The organism is Cupriavidus respiraculi (genome assembly GCF_914271545.1).
Classification (GTDB): domain Bacteria; phylum Pseudomonadota; class Gammaproteobacteria; order Burkholderiales; family Burkholderiaceae; genus Cupriavidus; species Cupriavidus respiraculi.
The window spans coordinates 396,150-415,035 of the sequence record NZ_CAJZAH010000001.1; the positions used below are offsets into that span (position 1 = coordinate 396,150).

13 protein-coding genes and 2 pseudogenes are annotated in these 18,886 nt (G+C 56.7%); 10 read left to right on the forward strand and 5 right to left on the reverse strand.

Annotated elements, in window-relative coordinates; all coding sequences use genetic code 11:
* Window positions 1-205: 205 nt before the first annotated feature.
* The gene (locus LDO27_RS01700; protein ID WP_224039286.1) at window positions 206-691 is read left to right on the forward strand and encodes an OsmC family protein; all 486 of its coding nucleotides are present in this window, start codon (window positions 206-208) and stop codon (window positions 689-691) included.
* Window positions 692-750: 59 nt separating this feature from the next.
* Here LDO27_RS01700 and LDO27_RS25650 read toward each other — a convergent pair.
* Window positions 751-1,232 (reverse strand): annotated as a pseudogene (locus tag LDO27_RS25650) (SDR family NAD(P)-dependent oxidoreductase).
* A 1,371-nt stretch (window positions 1,233-2,603) separates the two neighbouring features.
* Between LDO27_RS25650 and LDO27_RS01710 the strand changes: the two are divergent.
* The 3 genes from LDO27_RS01710 to LDO27_RS01720 all read left to right on the forward strand — a co-directional run bounded on the left by LDO27_RS01710 (window position 2,604) and on the right by LDO27_RS01720 (window position 6,988).
* Window positions 2,604-4,625, forward strand: a complete 2,022-nt coding sequence (locus LDO27_RS01710; RefSeq protein ID WP_124684261.1) for a hypothetical protein — start codon at window positions 2,604-2,606, stop codon at window positions 4,623-4,625.
* Between the two features lie 24 nt (window positions 4,626-4,649).
* Window positions 4,650-5,657: an ATP-binding protein gene (locus LDO27_RS01715; protein ID WP_124684262.1), complete on the forward strand. Its 1,008-nt coding sequence runs from the start codon at window positions 4,650-4,652 to the stop codon at window positions 5,655-5,657.
* A 578-nt stretch (window positions 5,658-6,235) separates the two neighbouring features.
* Entirely contained in the window at window positions 6,236-6,988 is a 753-nt protein-coding gene (locus LDO27_RS01720) for a hypothetical protein (protein ID WP_137924358.1), read from the forward strand.
* 907 nt (window positions 6,989-7,895) lie between these two features.
* Here LDO27_RS01720 and LDO27_RS01725 read toward each other — a convergent pair.
* Window positions 7,896-9,629 (reverse strand): SAVED domain-containing protein, encoded by a 1,734-nt coding sequence (locus LDO27_RS01725; protein WP_224039289.1) that lies wholly within the window; start codon window positions 9,627-9,629, stop codon window positions 7,896-7,898.
* Here LDO27_RS01725 and LDO27_RS01730 point away from each other — a divergent pair.
* Window positions 9,577-9,795, forward strand: a pseudogene (locus LDO27_RS01730) (transposase domain-containing protein); the annotation flags it as partial. The gene LDO27_RS01725 and the pseudogene LDO27_RS01730 overlap by 53 nt on opposite strands.
* Window positions 9,796-9,810: 15 nt before the next feature.
* On the opposite strand, the gene LDO27_RS01735 reads toward LDO27_RS01730, so the two are convergent.
* Complete coding sequence (locus LDO27_RS01735) at window positions 9,811-11,037, reverse strand: hypothetical protein (protein ID WP_043355374.1); 1,227 nt, start codon at window positions 11,035-11,037, stop codon at window positions 9,811-9,813.
* A gap of 515 nt (window positions 11,038-11,552) precedes the next feature.
* On the opposite strand from LDO27_RS01735, the gene LDO27_RS01740 reads away from it, so the two are divergent.
* The 4 genes from LDO27_RS01740 to LDO27_RS01755 all read left to right on the forward strand — a co-directional run bounded on the left by LDO27_RS01740 (window position 11,553) and on the right by LDO27_RS01755 (window position 14,748).
* Window positions 11,553-12,098 carry a transposase gene (locus LDO27_RS01740; protein WP_124682078.1) on the forward strand — a complete coding sequence of 182 codons (546 nt, stop codon included), beginning with the start codon at window positions 11,553-11,555 and terminating at the stop codon, window positions 12,096-12,098.
* 111 nt (window positions 12,099-12,209) lie between these two features.
* A complete protein-coding gene (locus LDO27_RS01745) occupies window positions 12,210-13,649 on the forward strand; it encodes an IS481 family transposase (RefSeq protein ID WP_008651549.1) in 1,440 nt (479 codons plus the stop codon).
* Window positions 13,646-14,479, forward strand: coding sequence for an ExeA family protein (locus tag LDO27_RS01750; protein WP_008651548.1), 834 nt, complete (start codon window positions 13,646-13,648; stop codon window positions 14,477-14,479). The genes LDO27_RS01745 and LDO27_RS01750 overlap by 4 nt, the downstream gene beginning before the upstream one ends.
* Before the next feature lie 53 nt (window positions 14,480-14,532).
* The gene (locus tag LDO27_RS01755; protein ID WP_011229369.1) at window positions 14,533-14,748 is read left to right on the forward strand and encodes a hypothetical protein; all 216 of its coding nucleotides are present in this window, start codon (window positions 14,533-14,535) and stop codon (window positions 14,746-14,748) included.
* Window positions 14,749-15,045: 297 nt separating this feature from the next.
* Here LDO27_RS01755 and LDO27_RS25655 read toward each other — a convergent pair whose 3' ends face one another.
* A complete protein-coding gene (locus LDO27_RS25655; RefSeq protein ID WP_043355372.1) occupies window positions 15,046-16,191 on the reverse strand; it encodes a sterol desaturase/SRPBCC family protein in 1,146 nt (381 codons plus the stop codon).
* A gap of 165 nt (window positions 16,192-16,356) precedes the next feature.
* Here LDO27_RS25655 and bsrA point away from each other — a divergent pair, with 165 nt between their 5' ends.
* The gene (gene bsrA / locus LDO27_RS01770) at window positions 16,357-17,271 is read left to right on the forward strand and encodes a LysR family transcriptional regulator BsrA (RefSeq protein WP_043355370.1); all 915 of its coding nucleotides are present in this window, start codon (window positions 16,357-16,359) and stop codon (window positions 17,269-17,271) included.
* A gap of 586 nt (window positions 17,272-17,857) precedes the next feature.
* On the opposite strand, the gene LDO27_RS01775 is transcribed toward bsrA, so the two are convergent.
* On the reverse strand, window positions 17,858-18,880 hold the full coding sequence (locus tag LDO27_RS01775) for a LacI family DNA-binding transcriptional regulator (protein ID WP_043355368.1): 1,023 nt from the start codon (window positions 18,878-18,880) through the stop codon (window positions 17,858-17,860).
* Window positions 18,881-18,886: the final 6 nt, after the last annotated feature.

Consider the following 18,886-nt stretch of genomic DNA (forward strand, 5'->3'; position numbering starts at 1 on the left):
TGTATTGGCGAGCGCCCCAGGGACGAGGGCACACCGCTTGCGCGTGTTTTGGCGCATGGCGCTGGACTTTACCAGCGGGGGGCGGGACGGTCACTCGGCATGCAATGCATGGATGCTCTGAAAGTTATTTATAGCGCACATAATAGTCTGAAAAGACTGGCTCTTTACGTGCTCTATATGACCGCGAAGCGACGCCGTCAGGGGAATGGCGGACGACCGGAGCGGGTTTGCCGGGCCATGCAGACCAACACGGGCCGCGTTTAAAGGCGCGGGCATCCAGGAGGCACAGCTTGGCGAAATGATCCGGCAGAGGGTCGTTGGCGGCGCGGGCGGCGGCACCAATCCCGAGCAGCTCTTCGCCGCGGGCTACGCCGCGAGCTTTCCCGGCATGCTGAGTCTGCTGGCGCCCCGGGCCAGGGTCGCCTTTGCCGATGCTACCGTCGCCGCCACGGTGGTCTTCGGGCGCGATCCACGAGACGGCGGCTACGCACTGGTGGCAGACCTGCGCGTGCACCTGTCCGGCGTGGAGCGTGCCGTGGCCGAGGCACTGGTGCGCGATGCCGAACGTCTGTGCCAGAAAATGAGCGAAACAACCCGCAATGTGGCGCCCGTTACCACCAACCTTGGCAACGCAGGTACATGCGCCGGGGGTTCAAAAGACCCGCGGCGTTTTTCTTCCTATTTTCGCTAGCGTTGCTGGCCGGCGCCGATGGCCGGCCCCAATAGCCGGGCCGTTTGCGGCTAGCAATGTCAGGTCAGCGCGATCCCACCATCGACGCGCAGGTTCACGCCGGTGATGAAGCTGCCTTCGCCACTGGTCAGCATCAGCGCCGCAGATGCAATCTCGTCGGCACGCCCAATGCGACCAAGCGGAATGGCACTTGCCATATCTGCCTCGAAAGGTGGCCTGTCGCCCTCGGCAATGCCGAGCTTGGACAGGATCGGCGTATCGACGGGACCTGGGCTGATGACGTTCACCCGAATGCCACGCGCCTTGAACTCGAGCGCCCAGCTCTGCGCAAACGCTTCAATTGCCGCTTTTGTGCCGCATAGACGGCGTGTCCATCGAGCACCTTGGCGCTGGCAATCGAACTGACAAGGAGAACCGAGCCGCCATCGCGCCACACCGGCACGATCTTCTGCACGCCGAAAAACACACCTCGCGAGTTGGTGGCGAACTGTGCGTCGTACTCGTCGATGTCAACCTGGCCGGACGGCGTGTTCTGGTTCATGCCAGCGTTGGCCAGGTAGATGTCGGCCCTGCCAAACCGCTCGGTGACCGCGTCGCCTGCGTACCTGGAAAGTTACGGGCAGCCTCGCACGGCGGCGGACCTGCTGCAGCATCGCCATGTGCGCTACCGGAGGCGCAGACCGCTGCGAACGGCCGTGGGATGGCTGGCCGGACGCCTTGGTTTTGCTAAGGCGCAAGCATGGCATCAGTCAGACGACGAGAAAAGTGATGGGGTAAAATCTGATAAGAATTATCTACTTACGTAGACTTTGTCGCTGCATTCAACACATATTTTCGTCTTTTTTGGGGATGAAATATTCTATCGGTTCTACGCCGAAGATGTAATTGTGTGTCTTTTTCGGGAGCGACCGCAGCCGTTGTCATGCTGCCTATGTCTCCGCTGGCGTGTGAGCGCCGCCTACCCGCCCCTACCTCCCTTGAGCTTGCAGGCAAACGGCGAAAGCCTTGGTTCTGCGCTCTTGTCTCAGAGCTCCTAGTAATCGCCTGCAGTTCATGGAGTTCATTCCGCTCCACTCCACACATTGTCCCCGCAACCGAAAGTATTTTTTTGGGGAAAGTCCTTGGGTTTAAATGCGAATTTTGCGATTTTCTGATAATAAAAAATATTAAAATTATGCGCACTATGCAATCAGTTTCATAGGGTTACTGATACCGTTATCTACTCACAAAATTTTCTACCATATATTCTCCAAGACTCGCCGTTGTGACTCATCATGTATCACGCCGCAGACCAGCACAGATTGAGCCCGGCTGAATTTGTTAGAAATCCAAATCGCGGCCACGCGTCGGTCTATTTTTTTGATTCCCCAAAAAATGATCGTCGCTTTGGCATTTTCGGCGTGGTTGCATTTTCGCATTTATTGCTAGCCGAAGGAAATCCTGAAATACTGTCGTATCTTCCATCCAGGCCACCAAAAGAAAAATCTGAAAAAAAATACAAACAAACAGTTGATGTTTTATATCAGTCTGGCAAGACGGAGTGTTGGCACTTCAATCACTCTAGGAACGGGGAACCCACGCGACACAAGAATAGGATAACCAAGACCGAAGGCGAAATCCGAATGGCGCAATGGCTGCCCCATAATTGGATGTTGCTATGTTCCTATCGAACACGCGTTAGAGGAGCTATAGACCCGAATCCCAGGGCCCTCCCAGGATTAATTAGCGCCAGAAGTAGCTTCACGCTCCAGGAGGTTCTCGCACTAGAAGATTGTGATCCCGCACACTTACTTGCTAGTGTGGCGCGCTACTTGGCAAACGGGAAACTTAAAACCGAACTTCGTACTAGCGCATTTCACCGACGTTCCCTTCTAGAACGGGTTGAATAATGGGCGGGGGCGCGCGGAGATCGTTGATTCAACAATATCACGGTGAGCTTGTCGACTGGCCCCATCCCGATATCACCGTTCTTGACGATGCGACTCGTCGAACGTTTCTGAATCGAAAGCTTGCCGTTGAGTTATATGCTGCCGATATTCCCTACGGTGAGATTCAAGAACAGACAAAATTCTCGCCAAACGAAGTGAGGCGCTTGCTCCGACGATGCGTGGCATCAGCAGGGGAGGGGTGTATTGTAGGATTTTATGCGTTGCTTCCGAGTTTTCGCATTAAGCCTTACTTCAGAACGAAACCCATTATTGCGAAGCATCCATTGGCCGATCAACGCTCTAGTGGTTACGCTGGCGCGCTGGCGCAGTTATTCGAAAAGTTTCCTGATGTCAAGAAAGATTTAATACAAAAATTCTTTCTGCAGCCGGATAAACAAAAGAAGTCAAAAAATAGCCGTTCGCCGCAGTTAGGGCCGCAGCCTTATATTGAAATACATGGCGAGTTTCTTTCTGAATTACGGACAAAAGGGGTTGGAGAGAATGAATGGCCCTTCCTGACGGAAGACAAGGGTAGACGATCCCTTTTGCGCTTCCTTCATTCTTTGAAGAATGAAAGATCAGAGCGTGCGGTAAAAGCCAGAATGGGTGCTGAGGCGACTAACAATCTAGGACATGGTATGGGTCCTAATGCTCTCATATCGCCACTTCTCCCGTTTGCAGTCGTAGAGCTTGATTACACAGTTATTGATATTCCCACTCATGTTAGGGTGATTGATCCCAACGGTACAGGGCATTTGATACCTATATCTCGTTGGTATCTAGGGTTGCTGGTCGAGGTAAAAACAAGCGCAATTTTGGGCGCACATATCTCTCTGGAAGTTAACCCGAGCGCCGATTGTGCGTTGCAGACGATGTTGAGCAGTGTGCCTGTCGTGTTAGACGCACGGAATTCTGGTGACGTTCGCATTGAGGTACGTAGCACCAATATGGATTTTGTTGCACGCGGCCCCACCTTGATATGCTCGTTGATACCGCAGTTGGCAGGGCAAGCATTCAGTTTGCTTAGGGTGGATAACGGTTGGTGCAATATTGCAAATGATTTTGTAAATAACGTTATTGATGTATTTGGTTGTGCCATTGAGTTCGGCCCCCCACGTGCCTGGTGGGGAAGGTCGTTAGTCGAAAGGATCATTGGGGTTTCAAAAGAACGCGGAGAGCATCGCCTGAAGGCCACATACGCGTCGGGCCCCGACGATGTTCGCCGGCCCCCCGATGTCGAACAGCTCGGTTTAAATGACGGAATCGACCTTGATTTTGTGGTCGATATGTTGAATGCCGTTGTCCGTGAACATAATACTATCTCAACCGGTGATCGACTTAATGGTGCAACTGTAATTAATGTTCTGCAAAGATTCGTAGATAAGCATGAGCTTCTATGGGTTCCACAGCCTCTACCAAGATCTATCAATTCAAATGATCGACTCCTTATGCACCGACGAAAGGTGGAGGTTAGGGGAGAATGGGGCGTCCATACGCGTAGGCCGTACATTAATACGGCATACTGCCGATATACAAATCCTCGTATCGCTTCTGATTTTTCTATGATAGGAAGAAAAGTGTTTGTCTACATCAATCGTCTCGATGCGAGAGAGGCATGGGCAAGTGACGCGGAAACTGGCGAGAATTTGGGCAAGCTATACGGTGAGGAAAAATGGGAAAACTGGCGATGTGCATTGCGGGTCAGAGAACTGGTAGGCGCAAAAGCAAAGGGACGGCCCCGAGGCCGGAGCCCCGATATTTATGCTAGATCCGGAAAAGTAGATTATGAGTTTGTAACGAGCGAAAATAGCGGCGAAAATATCGGAAAAAAAACTGCGCTTGCGATAGCGAAAGTAGCTCGGGATAGCTTTACTGGTTCGAAATCAGCATCCCTAAAGCCGGCCGAAGAAGATAACCACAATAATAATGTTGGGAGTGATAACGATCTGCTTCCAAATATAAATCCGCGCGGAATATTCAAGCTGGATTCGGGGAATAAGAAATGATTGCGTGCGATCGTGGAGAAAGAAATGGATGAGGGTCATCTTCGAGCATTAATGCTGCAGCACCCGATTATATCCAAGAAGAGCAGAGCGGAATCACCATTATGGACACTCCCGATATCGAATTTTTATGACAACGCCAGAACTTTATTGTTTCTCAGGCAAAGTTTTTTCATAGAAGAGATCGCTGGCGAGGGAAAAACCATCATGATGAATGTCCTTCGTGAGCGGTTACCAAGAGATCTCAGCGAAATTCACGTACTCTCTTATAGAGGCTTAAATAGGGAAATATTTTCTCATGGTGGATTTGTGAGGGATTTGCTTTATACGGTTAATCATGCTGCTCTTGATGGAAATTCATACGAATTAAGTCGGAGATTGATTAATGACATTGTGGCTTCTGCACTGGAGACTAATTGGAAGCTAATTGTGATGCTGGTTGACGAAGCGCAGGCCCTTCGTCCTATAGATTTCGGTTTTATCAAAGATCTGCATAATGAATTAGAAGAGGTGAGGATTGATTTCGTCGTGATTTGTTGTGGCGAGTCTCCAAAAATTCGTGAATTATTCAGAACCTTATCCAGTGAGCAGCAAATAGGCTGCCTGGATCGGTATTTTAGGCATCGGCTGAGACTCAGCGGATATGGATTGGAAGAGCTGCAAGATCTGCTTGAGGTGATCGACGTGAAAAGATGGCCGACGGATTTTGGACCAACATGGACAGAATTTTGTTTTCCACTCGGATATGCCTCTGGCTTTCGCCTAGCTAATCAAGCCAGTTTATTTTGGCAGGCAATGAAGGAGGTACATCTTATAAGAGACGATAAAATATCAGAACCAAGTCAAAATGGAAAATTGCTTTCGAGGCGTATTTTCGATGCTCTTGGGTTTTTAGCGTTTAAGGGTATGGATAAAGATTGCCCAAACTTCGAGTTTCCAAAGGAAGATTGGCAGAGTGCCGCTAAGTTTGCAGCTAAATCGGCCTGGGATGAAAAACCGGATGCCACGGATAGACCAGACTGCTCTCAAGCTTAGGCATGAAAGACGCTCACTGGTGCGGTGGTGGATTAGATTCGATACCAAATGAGTCTTCATTCGGGTATTTTCATCGGTTGTGTTGGCTGAATGCAGTTGGCATGCAAGCCGCAATGAGGTTACTCGATGCTCCGAATTTTCCCACGCGCACGCAGACTTTTTTCGGCAAGCTGAAACGAATCCGCCATGTCATAGAGCGAGTTAACTTCAATAGTACTAGGTTTCCAGAGGAGCGTTCGCTGGTGGCTGGGGAGGTTTCAAATTTGTTGGGCGCCATTTTTACTAGTCGCCTTAGATTTTGTCCCGTTTGTTTGGAGTCCGGATATCACTCGATCTGGTTTCAGTGTAGCAAGTTAGCGCGATGCCCGATTCACAATGTTGATATACATGATCGTTGCATGAAGTGTAGTAGCCTTCTCTCCGATATAGGTATTTTGGAAAACTTCAGAGAGGCGCTTCATTGTCCGGTATGTCACTGTGCATTATCGGGGGCGCCCCTTAGTCCAGGAGTTTTTGTCGAAAGCTACCTCCACGAACATCGAACCCACGTAAAAATATATCGACAAGCATTCTCTACGTTGAATGAGTGGGTAGAGGATGTCTCCGCTCGCGGTGACAGTTGGATCGCCTACTCCAACGTCGAAATATGGGCCGCGGATGCGGAATGTGCCTTTGCGATTGCATGTGCGCTGGCAAAGCCTCCGGAGATATTGGAACGGCCATCATGCAACGGCGTAGCCCTGTTCTGGCAACGACATTTGGCGGGAAATATGTCATTCGTGCCTTTGTTTACTATTAGACGGCGCGAAGACGAGCTTATACGCGTTGTCTATTGCTGCACTTTGCGGCTTCTGCGTTCTTATGCTGCGGGTATTGCGAGCTCCGGGAGGGTTCCGCTGAAGCAATTTGTCGTCTTCAGGAAGGGCGACGGAATACAAGTCAGCACAGGGGATGCACGAGTACAGGCCTACCTGCTGCTACGCTATTTTGTGGAACAACCTGCCAATAGTGTTATCGCGCTTGATTCAGCAGTAGAACAGGTGTCGCCAAGTAGAGATTTGGGATGGTTTCTCTCCAGGGACGAGAACTCGAGAGCATCGACCCGAGCAGGAATTCTATTGGCGTATGCGACAATGCATCGTGCGATTCGAGAAGCAGCGACCTCCGGATTTGTGAAATGGGATCGTCTGATCGAACTGGTACAAGGTGTCGTCATGGCCCATCAATACTCGGAGACTGTCGAGCGGGGAGTCGTAGTATTCCGGATGCCCGTGGGAATGCCTTTGGCTCCGTTTCGGCCTTTGCCGAATCTTCCCCGCATTTCTGCGTAAGAAATCTGAAATCGGGCATCGCACGGTGGTGGTCGGAGTCATGCGCCAACTCGCCAGCAGCGAAAGCACCTTGAAAGCGGGAAAGCCAGCACGCCCCTTATGATCCCGAGAGGGCGTGGTCGGACCTTCAACGGGCCGATATTTGAGGCTGTGTGGCCGAAGGAAGCACAGTTTAGACGTCCGGCCGTTTCTCATGAACTCGCCGGGCTTTGCGTCAGTGCCGCTGCAGCGTTTCGAGCTTCCTTGGCGGGTATCCGCCATCACTTTGTTTTCGTTGGAGGCAGGCTGGAACGAAAACTAGTTCCGGAGGTAGCGAATGTCACCCGATCGGCAGCGATGTCTTGCCTCGAACTGTTATGGATTCTGTGCGGGCCAGCTTCTCCAGGGCATACCGACCAGTAGGCCGAGTGCCCGATCAACTCTCGGCAACTGACCCAACGTTGGACATTGATCGGCGCTTTCAATGGCTGGAACGCCGCCGCACGCTCCAATACGAGTGATTCTAAGAAAGCTGACGGTACATGCGACGTGAGCCACTCCGCGTACGCGCTGGTTGCGCTAGCGTAATTCGTATTGTGCAGAGCCGGTCCAACCCTGTGCATGGGAGCACGTGCGATACAACTTGTTGCCTCGGATTTCATATTGAGGAACTGCGCTCCAGCTGTCTGCATGCGACACGGTACGGTACACCTTATCGCCACGGATCTCATACTGAGGCAGGCCAGTTCAACCGCTAACATGGGACACCGCCCGGTAGACCTTGTTGTCGCGAATCTCGTATTGCGGGAGGCCAGTCCAGCCATCGACGTGGCTCACCGTTCGGTAGCTTTTTGCCATCACTTTCGCCAGATATGTCCCACACCAAAGCCACATCGGCCCAGTCATTCGGCAATGCCTGACGCGCGTGCTAGGTCGGGAGCGTCAGGGAGGCTTGATAGCCGCCGCCAAACGCGCCCTCGAAGTCATACTCATACAAGGTTGTTCGTCCCATACCCGGCTGACGCTGGCCCAGGAAGAACGTAAAGGCGTTGGGCGCCGCAATAAAAATATGCATTGGAGGTTTCACGTCCTTCCGCTCCATATTGATGCGCTGAACCAAGGCTTCGGCGAGTTCGAAAGCGTGCCTGCCGCTTGCGACCGACTGCGCTCCCGATCCGCACGACGGTTTCGCGACTAATAGCTTGCTGACGCCAGGCAAGGCGGTGGCAATATAGCCGCGCACCGCGTCGGGAATATCGTGGGTGAGCGCAACAGCCACGGCCATCTCTCCTGACTCTGACGTCAAGTCTTCCACTTCAAAGTTCCACGTCGGCCAGTCTGGATTGGTGAAAGTGTCCGTCGCGCTCCAGCTTTGCCGGTCGATCGTACGCTGCTCGATTTCCACGTGCCGTCCAGACTTGATGTTGACGACGGACCCAGCGGCAAACGCCAGCGTCAAGTGGGCGTCTAGCGCCAGGAGTAACGGTTGCGGTTCGCGCGCCGCGTCAATGAGAAAGCGCTTGAGCGCGGGGTACAGGTTGCCGGTCCAATCTTGCTGGTCGCGAATGGCCCGATCGTTGAAATACGGTATCAAGTCCAGGACGGTGCTGCATCGTTCCTCTAGTCGGTCGAACGCGTGCTCGAACGACTTGACACCCACTAGTGTCCTTGGAGAGTTCCTTTTCGCAAACAGATTCTCGCGCTGGCAGGCGTCCCGAAAGGTGTCCCGCGTGAACTCGAGGCGACCCTGGGCGAGCCATTGGAAGACGATGTCGTCATACCGGAAGCTACTCTCGTTCAGCGGTATGCGAAGCAGTCCCCGGTTCTCGAAGTGCATGTCCAACAGTTCGCGGAGGTCATCCAGCGATGTGGAGTCGGTGTCGAGCGAAAGCGTGCGGGCCAGTAGACGCAATTCGGCATCGTCGATGCCCAGATGTTCCCGCCACAGTTTCCGGATCCGGCCTGTCGCCGACGCATCGGTCTTCGTGCCAAACAACTGCTCCAGGCGAATGGCTTTGTGACGCTGATGGATAAGGGGTCGGAGCGGGTCGGTCTGCGCGATCCGCCAGTTGGTTAGCAATTTGAATCGGACCCCGATCCCGTCTTTCGCGTGGGCGTGCTGAGCATTTCGGGCCCGCTGAAGAAAGGAAAAACGATTGGCGTTGATCCACTCGGGATCTATGAGGTCGCTATGTCCGAAGTCGCTTACCGAAACGTGCCACTTGCATTGCGTGTACTCCCGCAGGATTGGTTTTCCTTCTGGGTCATTTGGTGCACGGCTGGGGTCATATTCCACCCATACGTCGTCGAAGCCTTTGGGACCGGATTCGAAACCCACGCGAATGACGGGGCTGTTAGGGTCAAGCAGGCAAACGGCCTTGCGCCAGAAAATCCGGGCCTGGAAGTTGTCGCCGTCCCGACGCACAGGCGCTTTAGTTATCGGCAGTCGATAGCTGACGCGCGGCGGGACATGCATCCGCATCGATGCCGTAGCCCAGCAAATGCAGGGCCGCGGCATGGATCGACGCGTGTTCGTTCGATATAGCTCCCGCGAAGCTTCCATAATTGCGAACTTACGATAATTTCGATTATGGAAGGGCTTCCATAATCGAAAGGCATGGCTCTTCGCAGACACCGTGGCCGGCGCCAAGGCAAGCGCCATGATCTATAGCCTGATGCTGACGTGCCGGGCCTGTGACGTCGAGCCATATGCCTATCTGCTCCACGTGCTCACAGAGTTGCCACAGCGAACGCCAGACGCCGACATCAGCGACCTGTTGCCGTTCAGCTTCGCCCCGCCGAAAGCCGCCCCGCCGCATCCTGCCTGAATACGCTCGTCGCACTCAAGGTGTGCCGAAACTGGCGCTTACGATGGGCAAGCCCTTTCGATGCCGGGCGCCATAGTTGACCAACGTAGACGCGTTGCTCCGCAGGTACCCGCAGACCTTATCTAGATTCCACCACAGCGTACTGAATTCATACCCCGCTCTGGTCAGGAGCTGCGCGTCCAATGCCTTGATGCGCTCCAACGCTTTGCGGCCCTTGCCATGCCACGCGAGCCACTTGGCGTGCGTGATTTCGGTCTCTATCGACTCTCGTTCCAGTGAATCGATAACCTTACTGCCGAACACGGAACGCTGCGCCGCTTTGAACTTCATAGCGATGTGGAACCAATCGAGAATCCTGCCGCGTGCGAGCTGACTGCCCCGGATGGTCTTCTCAAATTCACCGGCGTCGTCGCTGATCACGGTAACGCGCTCGTCGGTCGCCACACCGTTTCGAGTGAGAAATTGATCCAGCCGCGCTACTGCCGAGGTAACTTCCCGGTGCACATAGGCATAGAACTTTGGCGGCCTGTCGGTGAACGTCGCTCGTCCAGCGATGAGGTTGACATGTCGGCCAAGGCCCCTCACCGAGTCGCAATGCCGCAACCACGCCGAGTCAACGCTCACGGTCGCGACATGGCTGGATTCGCGAACCTGGACGCCTCCGTCGAAAGGGGGCAGCTTCGCAATATCACGCTCGATGTCAGCGTCGAGTTGCTTTCCGATAGCACGAATCCGATTTCGAGTGCCGCTGAACGAAATGCCCTTGTCCAGAGGCAGTATTTCCTTCAGCATCGCCGTGGCCTGCCGATATGGCAGATGGCTTGCCCACTTCGCCTGGAGGTATTCCAGCTCTGGCGTGGCGCGATTAGTCAGCGCTTTAGACAAGGGATGGATCACGGATCGTGGCGTCGGCACAGTCCGTTGGCAAGCACACGACCACAGCCTCGGACTGTTCACCATCACCTTGCCATACACCGTGCGCACCACCGTCGAGCGCTGGTCCTTGTGGCTCAAAGCCGCCCCGCAACTCCTGCAATGAGTCTGGCCCGAAAGCCATCCCGCGACTTGTTTCGAAACCAGCTCGGTCTGAACCTTGGCCAACAGCGAGCGGCCCTCCGCGAGGGTCAGGCCCAGATCCGCAAGACTACCGTCACGGCGCTCGATCACTGCCAAAACGCCCTCACCGGCATGGCCAATATCGCTGCCCTCGTCCGCCAACCTGGCTTCGATGATCAACCGCATGGCTTGCTCCCACCGTTGCGATACCGATCAGCCTAGTTCACATACAACCGGCGCGGTGCCTAAGCGGCACTTTCTTGGTGTCCTCCCCAACCTTTGCACGCTCTCCAACGGATAGCGAGAAGATGTTGTTCGAGCGTGAGAAACGCAAATACAATGCGATGCATAGGCCAGTCTGTTCTGGTTGTCGTGTGGCGCCTGGAAAACATCGCACGATATCAGAGCAGTACTGGCCTTCCTTATGTCCGTTGCGTCTCGCGCTGATTGCGGAGATGTTCAGAAAATCGCCCCAGCCGTTCGCGGGATAAACGGCCCTCCCCAAACCTCAGATTGCGCGGGACGTAACAACCCGCAGCCGCAGAAGCTCGATATTGGCGCGGCCATTGTGCATAAGCAGCTTTCGTGATGCCGAAAGCGTGGGGATTTGAGCAAGAACGGTGATGGACGCTGGAGGGGTTCCCTCAGGGAGCGTGCATGCACGCGCCTGAGGGAAGATGTCGCCTTTATTGTGTCGAGCAATGAAGGAGACCTCAGCAGTGTGCCATGCCTTGCTACAAACGCCAGCGTTTTTTGCCCTGTTGCGCCGGATCGACGAAGACTTGATGAAGGTGGCGCGAGACAGGGGCTGCTGCCATTGCGGCTCTGTGCTGCACAGTGCCAACTATCCGCGTAAGCCGCGCGGATGCCCACCGGCAGCACACCCGGACTGCAATACGCGCCTGAGCCTGTGCTGTGCCGGATGCCGCAAACGCATGACGCCCGATTCGGTGCGCTTTCTCGGCCGGCGTGTCTGGCTGGCCATTGTCCTGGTACTGCGATCGAGCCGTGCCACTGGCGCCTGCCTGGACGGCCTGCCGGCGATCAGTTGGGCCACGCTCAAGCGCTGGCGTCAGTGGTGGACCGAGACCTTCCCCAAGACCCCCGTCGGTCGGTGGCTGCGTGGCCTCATCCCGCCAACGCCCGAGCCGTTCATCTATCCCGACTGCCTGCTGCAATCGGTCGAGCACGACAGCGAAGACGAGCGTCTGGCCGCGGTGTTGCTTCTGCTGCTGGGCCCGGCCTGACCACGCTGGCTGAGGGATGCGCCAGATAGGGGAATCTCCCGCAGAACATGTCGATGGCGGGTCACCCGCACTGCCCGTAGCCTGCTCCCGTTATCCCCCCAACGGAGAGTCATGTCACTATCGATTGATCATCGCAACCGATGGGCGCGCTTGCGCTTCTCGGTCATTGGCCCTTTGCTGGCTTCGCCGCCTGCCAAAGGAGAATTGCAGCAAGCGTTCCAGGCACTGGCCGCCAAGGTCTGGCGGCACCCCATCACCGGCGCCGACGTTCAGTTCGGCGCGTCTTCCATCGAACGCTGGTATTACCGGGCCCGTCACGTCCAGGATCCGGTCGATCAACTCAAGAACCGACTGCGCGACGATTGCGGCCACTTCGTCAGTCTGAGCCCAGCCATCATCGAAGCGCTGGTCGAGCAGTACCGTCAGCACCCCGGCTGGACCATGCAGTTGCATTACGACAACCTGCGCGTCGCGACCAAGGATGGCCCGGACACGCTGCCGTCCTACACCACGGTGTGCCGGTATCTGAAGGCGCAGGGTCTGGTGCGCAAGCCAACCCCGCGCTCGAGCACGGATGGGGCCATCGCTGCTGCGGCTCGCCGCGAGGCACGCGAGGTGCGTAGCTACGAGGTCGACCACGTGGCCGCGCTCTGGCACCTGGACTTCCACCATGGTTCGCGCAAGGTGCTCACCCCCGATGGGCAGTGGCACAAGCCGCTGCTGCTCTGCATTATGGACGACCATTCGCGGCTGGTCTGCCACCTGCAGTGGTTCCTCGACGAGACCACTGCCTCGCTGGTGCACGGCGTCTCGCAGGCGATCATGAAGCGAGGGCTGCCGCGGGCCATCATGACCGATAACGGCGCAGCCATGATGGCCGACGAGTTCGTCGAGGGGCTGGCCAGTCTGGGCATCCTGCACCAGACTACCTTGCCCTACAGCCCATACCAGAATGCCAAGCAGGAACGCTTCTGGGGACAGCTCGAGTCCCGGCTGATGGCCATGCTCGAAGGTGAGTCGCACCTCACCCTGGAGCAATTGAACCTCGCCACGCAGGCCTGGGTCGAGCAGGAATACCACCACAAGGAACACGCCGAACTCGAGGCGACGCCTCTGCAGCGCTACCTGTCCTGTGCCGACGTCTCGCGCCCCAGTCCCGAGGCGCTGGCCTTGCGCCGGGCCTTCCGTATCCGCCAGCATCGCCGCCAGCGCAGAACCGACGGCACCTTCACGTTGGACGGCGTGCGCTTCGAGATCCCCGGCGCTTACCGCCACCTCGAGCAAGTCTGCCTGAGCTACGCGCGCTGGGATCTCTCCCAAGTCGACCTGATCGATGCGCGCATCGGCGCGATCCTGGCCGCCGTGTTCCCGCTGGACAAGTCTGCCAATGCCGACGCACGGCGCGCGCATCTCACGGCCAAGGGTGCCTCGCCTGCTAACGAGGAACCCGCGCAGGCTGGCACTGCGCCGCTGCTGCGTCAGTTGCTCGCCGAACACGCCGCCACCGGCCTGCCGCCGGCCTATCTCCCACCCGCACCCACCAAGCTATGAATCAACCCAACCTGCTGGCCTTGTACGGTCTGAAGTTCAACCCCTTCGCCCAGGACATCCCCGTCGAGGCCGTGTTCGTGCCACCCAAGCTCGATCACTTCTGCTGGCGCATTGAGAACGGTATGGCCCGCGAAGGCGGCTTCGCCATGGTGCATGGCGACCCCGGTTGCGGCAAGAGCGTCACGCTGCGCCTGCTCCATCAGCGCCTCATGCGCGTCCCCGATCTGATGGTCGGCTCGATCGCTCACCCACAGAGCAATCTGGCGGACTTCTATCGCGAGCTCAGCGACATCTTTACCGTACCGCTCAAGCCCCACAATCGCTGGGGCGGCTTCAAGGCGCTGCGCGAGCGCTGGCTCACCCACATGGAGGCCAGCCGCCGCCGCTGCGTGCTGCTCATCGATGAAGCCCAGGAGATGGCGGTGCCAGCCCTCTCGGAACTGCGCCTGCTCGCACAGGCACGCTTCGACTCGCAATTGCTGCTGTGCGTGGTGCTTGCCGGCGACGCTCGCCTGCCGGAGAAGTTCAGCCGCGAGGACCTGATCCCGCTGGGCAGCCGCATCCGCTGCCGTCTGGCGCTGGAGAGTGCGAGCATCGACGAGCTGCAGGCCTGCCTGGACCACTTGCTGGCCGCCGCCGGCAACGCCACCCTGATGACCATGCCATTGCGCCAGACCCTGTGTGAGCACGCCGCCGGCAATTACCGCATCCTGATGAACCTGGCGGGCGAGCTTCTGGCCCAGGCCGCGCAGCGGGAGCTACCGCAGATCGACGAGAAGCTCTATCTGGAAACCTACAGCGCAACCCTGAACCGCCGCGCCAGGCGGTGAGTGGCGCCGTTGGCCATCGCCGCCACGTCCATCAACACAACGACGACATCACCATGACCTTCCACCAGCCATCCGGCATCGCCCAGGGGCTGCCCCTGCTCATTGATGCCAACTGGACGCCCGCGCAGGCCTGGGCTGTGATCGAATTGCTCGACGATCTGCGCGACCGTCTGCATGCTCACTATCAATTGGCCTTGGCCCAGTGGCTGGCCGAAGATCGGCAGGAGCATCCTGATGGCCTTGGCGATCTCGCAGATAACGACTTCTGATCCAGTAACAAGGGGCCCGCCGGGCCCCTTGTTACATCAGTGCCGCTGCTCCGCATCCGGTCCACCGCGATAGATCGCCACGTCCATCAGCGTTGCCCGACGGCACGCAACATTGGTGATGGACGGTGCCGCAGCCGACCATCAATTACCGTGCTCGCGCATCCATCGAATCTCGTGCTCACGCACACCATACATTTGGCGCTTGAGGAGCTTGAGCCTGTTGACATGACCCTCCGTCTGGCCATTGCTCCATTGCAGCCTGACACGCGCGGTGGAGCCTGCATGCCCCCATGCCCTTCATGTCGCCTGTTTGGAAGCACAATCCGTTTCTGCCGCGGGAAGAACACTCTCGGAGACGCTGCGCAGCTTGTGAAGCAAGGCAACAGAGTCGCGCTCAATTCGCTTACGCAAAACCAGCCGATCAGCCATGCGGGCCACCACACTGGAAAACCGATACTCCAGCGTCCGCACGAAGCGCGTGCCAGTGGCTGTGCCGATGCACTCATACGTGACGAACATCTCAAGACCCCGGTTGCCACGGGCCCGGGTTCGCCAGAGCCGATCCGGAAGACTTTCCACGACTTCCCACTGCAACTTGCCTGCACGGCCGCCGACGTACGCAAAGTGGCTCCCAACCGGCAGCGACCCTCCCTGCCCGGTGATCGCTACGTGGTAAGGATGCCACTCGTGCCAACGAAGCGGAGTACTCACGTAGGCCAGTACCTGGCTTGGCGTCCGGGCGATATCAATGGAATGCTGCATCTTGACGGTGGGGACCAGGCTCTCGCTTGCTTCTTCGGGCTCCCAATGAAGGGTTCCATAGATCCAGTCCCACAGTGGAAACACTACGGCGAAGTTCTTGGTCTGCATCAGGTCACGGCGGTGATGCAACTCATGCAACCGCCGCATGTGGCGAATCCACGGCAGGCGACAGATCGGATTCTGCGGCGGGAGGTGCTCGCAGGCATGAAAGATCTCGTAGCTGAGATAGCCGCCCAGTAGCGTGGCGGCAAACAGCGCAGCGACGTTCGCATTGACCAGGCCGATGATCGACCAAGCGAGCAGCGCGCCAATGCTGTAGACAACGATCAGCCATGCCGGGAACAGAATCACCCGCCAGTCCTTGGCGAACTCGTAGCGCATCTGGTCATCTGCGAAAAAACTATGATGGTCGCCCGTGTGGCGCTGGTAGAACGCCTTCGCGAATCGCTTCTTGTTGTGCCCGAGACCCTTATGGGTGCGGTACTCGCCACTGCTGTAGAAAATTAAGGTGGCCGGCACAGTTAGCCACTCCACCGCGCTGACGTGGTCCAACTTGTTCAGCAAGAAGAGGATCAAGGTCACGCCGAAAACAAGAACGAAGCCAGCATGCAGCCAGGGGTTGTAGTAAGGCGAAATGTTCGCCCGGTATTTCTTCCGGAAGGTTTGGGTATCAAAAGACATGATCGGCTCTCAAAGACTGTTGCGCTGTCGGGCTCGCGATACGTGGCCAGTTCCGCCAAGCCCCCGCGGACCTTTCTGACGTCTGGCGCCAGTAGGTCGCTTGGTGTTGTAGTCTATTGGTGCGATCATTTTCATTCCAATGGATATTGATGATGAGAATTATTGATGAATCAGAATTTGCAGCAGATTGATCTCAATCTCCTCTTCGTGTTCGACATGCTGATGCAGGAGCGCAACCTGTCACGCGCGGCCGAGCGACTGCACAAGAGCCAGCCGGCGGTGAGCAATGCGCTCAGTCGTCTGCGCGAGCAACTGGGGCAACCTCTTTTCCGCCGTACCGCTAAGGGACTCGAGCCCACTGCCGGGGCGATGACGCTGCACGTGCCGGTACGGCAAGCCCTGCGCTTGCTGCAGGCAGGGCTTGCCGTTCAAGAGAGTTTTCAGCCGGACACGGAGCGAACCTTCCGACTGTCGATGAATGACTATGGGCAGCTACGGCTGTTACCGAGCCTGATGACCCGGCTGATGGCGCTGGCGCCGCAGGTGAAGCTGCAGGTACTGTCGGACGAAGGTGCCCTGATCCCGCAGCGACTGGCCAGCGGAGATCTGGACTTGGCGATTGATTACCTGTACTTCGACGACGCCGATTTGCTCTACCAACCGATTCACGAAGAGCGCCTCGCAGTTATCGGCCGACCGGGCCACCCTGCATTCAGGGAAGGCCTCGACAAGACGGCGTATCTGGCCGCACAGCACGTCTCGCTCTTGCCGCGAGCCGGCCGCGGCAGTCCGCTCGAGATCGTCCTGGGCTCGGCCAAAGTGCAGCGCCATGTGCAGTTGCAAGTTCCGCACTACCTGACCATTCCAGCCATCGTCGCCAGCACCGATTTGCTGGGTACCGTGCCCTGGCACTTGGCCAGGCATTTCGTGCACAACTATGGCTTGCAGCTCGCGGAGCTTCCTTTCGAAACGCCTGCGGTGCAGGTCAGCTTGATATGGCACCGTCAACAACAACACATGTCTGGTCTGCAATGGCTGAAGGAGCAAATTGCGCAAGTTGCACAGACCGAATCGAGCTGATGTGGCGGGCCTCATTGGGCTGCCTGCGCGATGGATCTTTGAATCCATAGTGGCGCTGCCTGCGCTGTGTCGGGAAATCGGGCGGCGCGTTCGAGCCCTGCAGCCGCACCAATAAAATCAAGGGTTTACAGGGGTTTTCCTGTAAACCCTTGTGCATTTTGCGGTCTATGTAACCGCCATGTAACCCGATTGGATCGCCGCGATCCATCTGGAACCATGTCCTGCCTGCGCCTACAGTTGCTTCGTGCCCCATTTGCTCGTGTGGCACATAGGTCTCGCGCGATAAAATCCTACCCACTGCATCAAAGGGGACCGGGGTCGTGTCACAAGCAACAACGCCACAAGAATGCGTCGCTGCCGCAAGGCAGCTTTATGCCGTTTTGAAAGGGCATCTCGATCGTCCAACTTGCACCAGCAGGATGTGCGGAATTCCCTCGTGAGGCGATGGGCCTCGATGGAAGACCGTTCAACGTCATCGACCGTCAGACCAAGGCTCGCGAAATCATGCGGCTATGGGAAGCCTTGGGACGATCAGGACAGTAATGCATGATGGCAAGGTGTTGCACTTTTGATTTGAGGCCGCCATTTATTGTCGAGGTGGCGCAGTACTTTCGCGAATTACTAGGTCAGGCTCGAACTCGGTCTGGATGTTTTTGGCTCCTCCTTCGATCTGCTCAATCAAGTTGCGCGAAGTAAGCTCGCCAATCAGAACGGGATTCGAGTGCACTGTCGTTAGCGCGGGTGTTACCAGTTCCGCCATCTGCCAGTCGCCGAAGCCTGTGACAGAGATGTCGCTCGGAACCGAAAGTCCCAATGTGCGGCACTCCGCGATCGCCGCCACAGCAATGAAGTCATTGATGCATATCAGGGCGGTCGGCTGTTCCCGATGCAACAGCAAGTCCTTGCGCTGCAGGCAGACGCGCACCGCTTGTCGCACAGCAGATGCATCGTAAGGGGTCGGAAAAATGCGGTTATCGGGTAAGGAAATGTCGTTCTCGCTGAGGACGTCTCGGATCCCCAGAAGCCGTTGAGACGATAGAAACTGAGTTTCGAGAGGACCTGGGAGCACTGCAAACTGCCGGTGTCCTTGTTTGACTAAGTAGGTGGTTAGCCTGCGCATAGCCAAGCGGTTGTCATACCCCACCGTCGGATGCATCCCTTCGCGGTCCACGGCCCACATTAGTACATACGGGATAGCGTGCTTGTGTATCAGCGAGAAGACTTCGGGATGATGTTGTGAACCGATTATTGCGATCCCGTCCACTCTACGCTCCAATAGGGCGCGGGCGCAGCGCAATTCGGTCTCACTGTCGTCCCGATGGCAAGTCAACAGAACGGTATATCCAAGCCGGTCGAGCTGGGCCTCCAAGGTATCTACTGCTTTGGCGTAAAGTTCATTCATCAGTGTCGGCGCAATTATGCCCACCGATCGCGTGCGCCCCTGACGTAGTTCGCGAGCCGCCGAGAAGGGAACGTAGTTGAGGCTTGCAATAGCGTTCTGCACTCGCTCCAGCGTGTCAGGTCGCAGCCTATCCGGCGATGTCAGTGCACGGGAGACTGTTGCCGAGGAAACGCCGGCGAGGAGGGCGACTTGCTTGACATTCACCATATCGGG

What these genes read in the sequence shown, in the direction of transcription:
- LDO27_RS01700 (WP_224039286.1), top strand. Translation starts at nt 206, where the DNA reads ATGGCGGACGACCGGAGCGGGTTTGCCGGGCCATGCAGACCAACACGG.
- LDO27_RS01715 (WP_124684262.1), top strand. Translation starts at nt 4,650, where the DNA reads ATGGATGAGGGTCATCTTCGAGCATTAATGCTGCAGCACCCGATTATA.
- LDO27_RS01725 (WP_224039289.1), bottom strand. Translation starts at nt 9,629, where the DNA reads ATGGCGCTTGCCTTGGCGCCGGCCACGGTGTCTGCGAAGAGCCATGCC.
- LDO27_RS01735 (WP_043355374.1), bottom strand. Translation starts at nt 11,037, where the DNA reads ATGCGGTTGATCATCGAAGCCAGGTTGGCGGACGAGGGCAGCGATATT.
- LDO27_RS01740 (WP_124682078.1), top strand. Translation starts at nt 11,553, where the DNA reads ATGAAGGAGACCTCAGCAGTGTGCCATGCCTTGCTACAAACGCCAGCG.
- LDO27_RS01745 (WP_008651549.1), top strand. Translation starts at nt 12,210, where the DNA reads ATGTCACTATCGATTGATCATCGCAACCGATGGGCGCGCTTGCGCTTC.
- LDO27_RS01750 (WP_008651548.1), top strand. Translation starts at nt 13,646, where the DNA reads ATGAATCAACCCAACCTGCTGGCCTTGTACGGTCTGAAGTTCAACCCC.
- LDO27_RS01755 (WP_011229369.1), top strand. Translation starts at nt 14,533, where the DNA reads ATGACCTTCCACCAGCCATCCGGCATCGCCCAGGGGCTGCCCCTGCTC.
- LDO27_RS25655 (WP_043355372.1), bottom strand. Translation starts at nt 16,191, where the DNA reads ATGTCTTTTGATACCCAAACCTTCCGGAAGAAATACCGGGCGAACATT.
- bsrA (WP_043355370.1), top strand. Translation starts at nt 16,357, where the DNA reads ATGAATCAGAATTTGCAGCAGATTGATCTCAATCTCCTCTTCGTGTTC.
- LDO27_RS01775 (WP_043355368.1), bottom strand. Translation starts at nt 18,880, where the DNA reads ATGGTGAATGTCAAGCAAGTCGCCCTCCTCGCCGGCGTTTCCTCGGCA.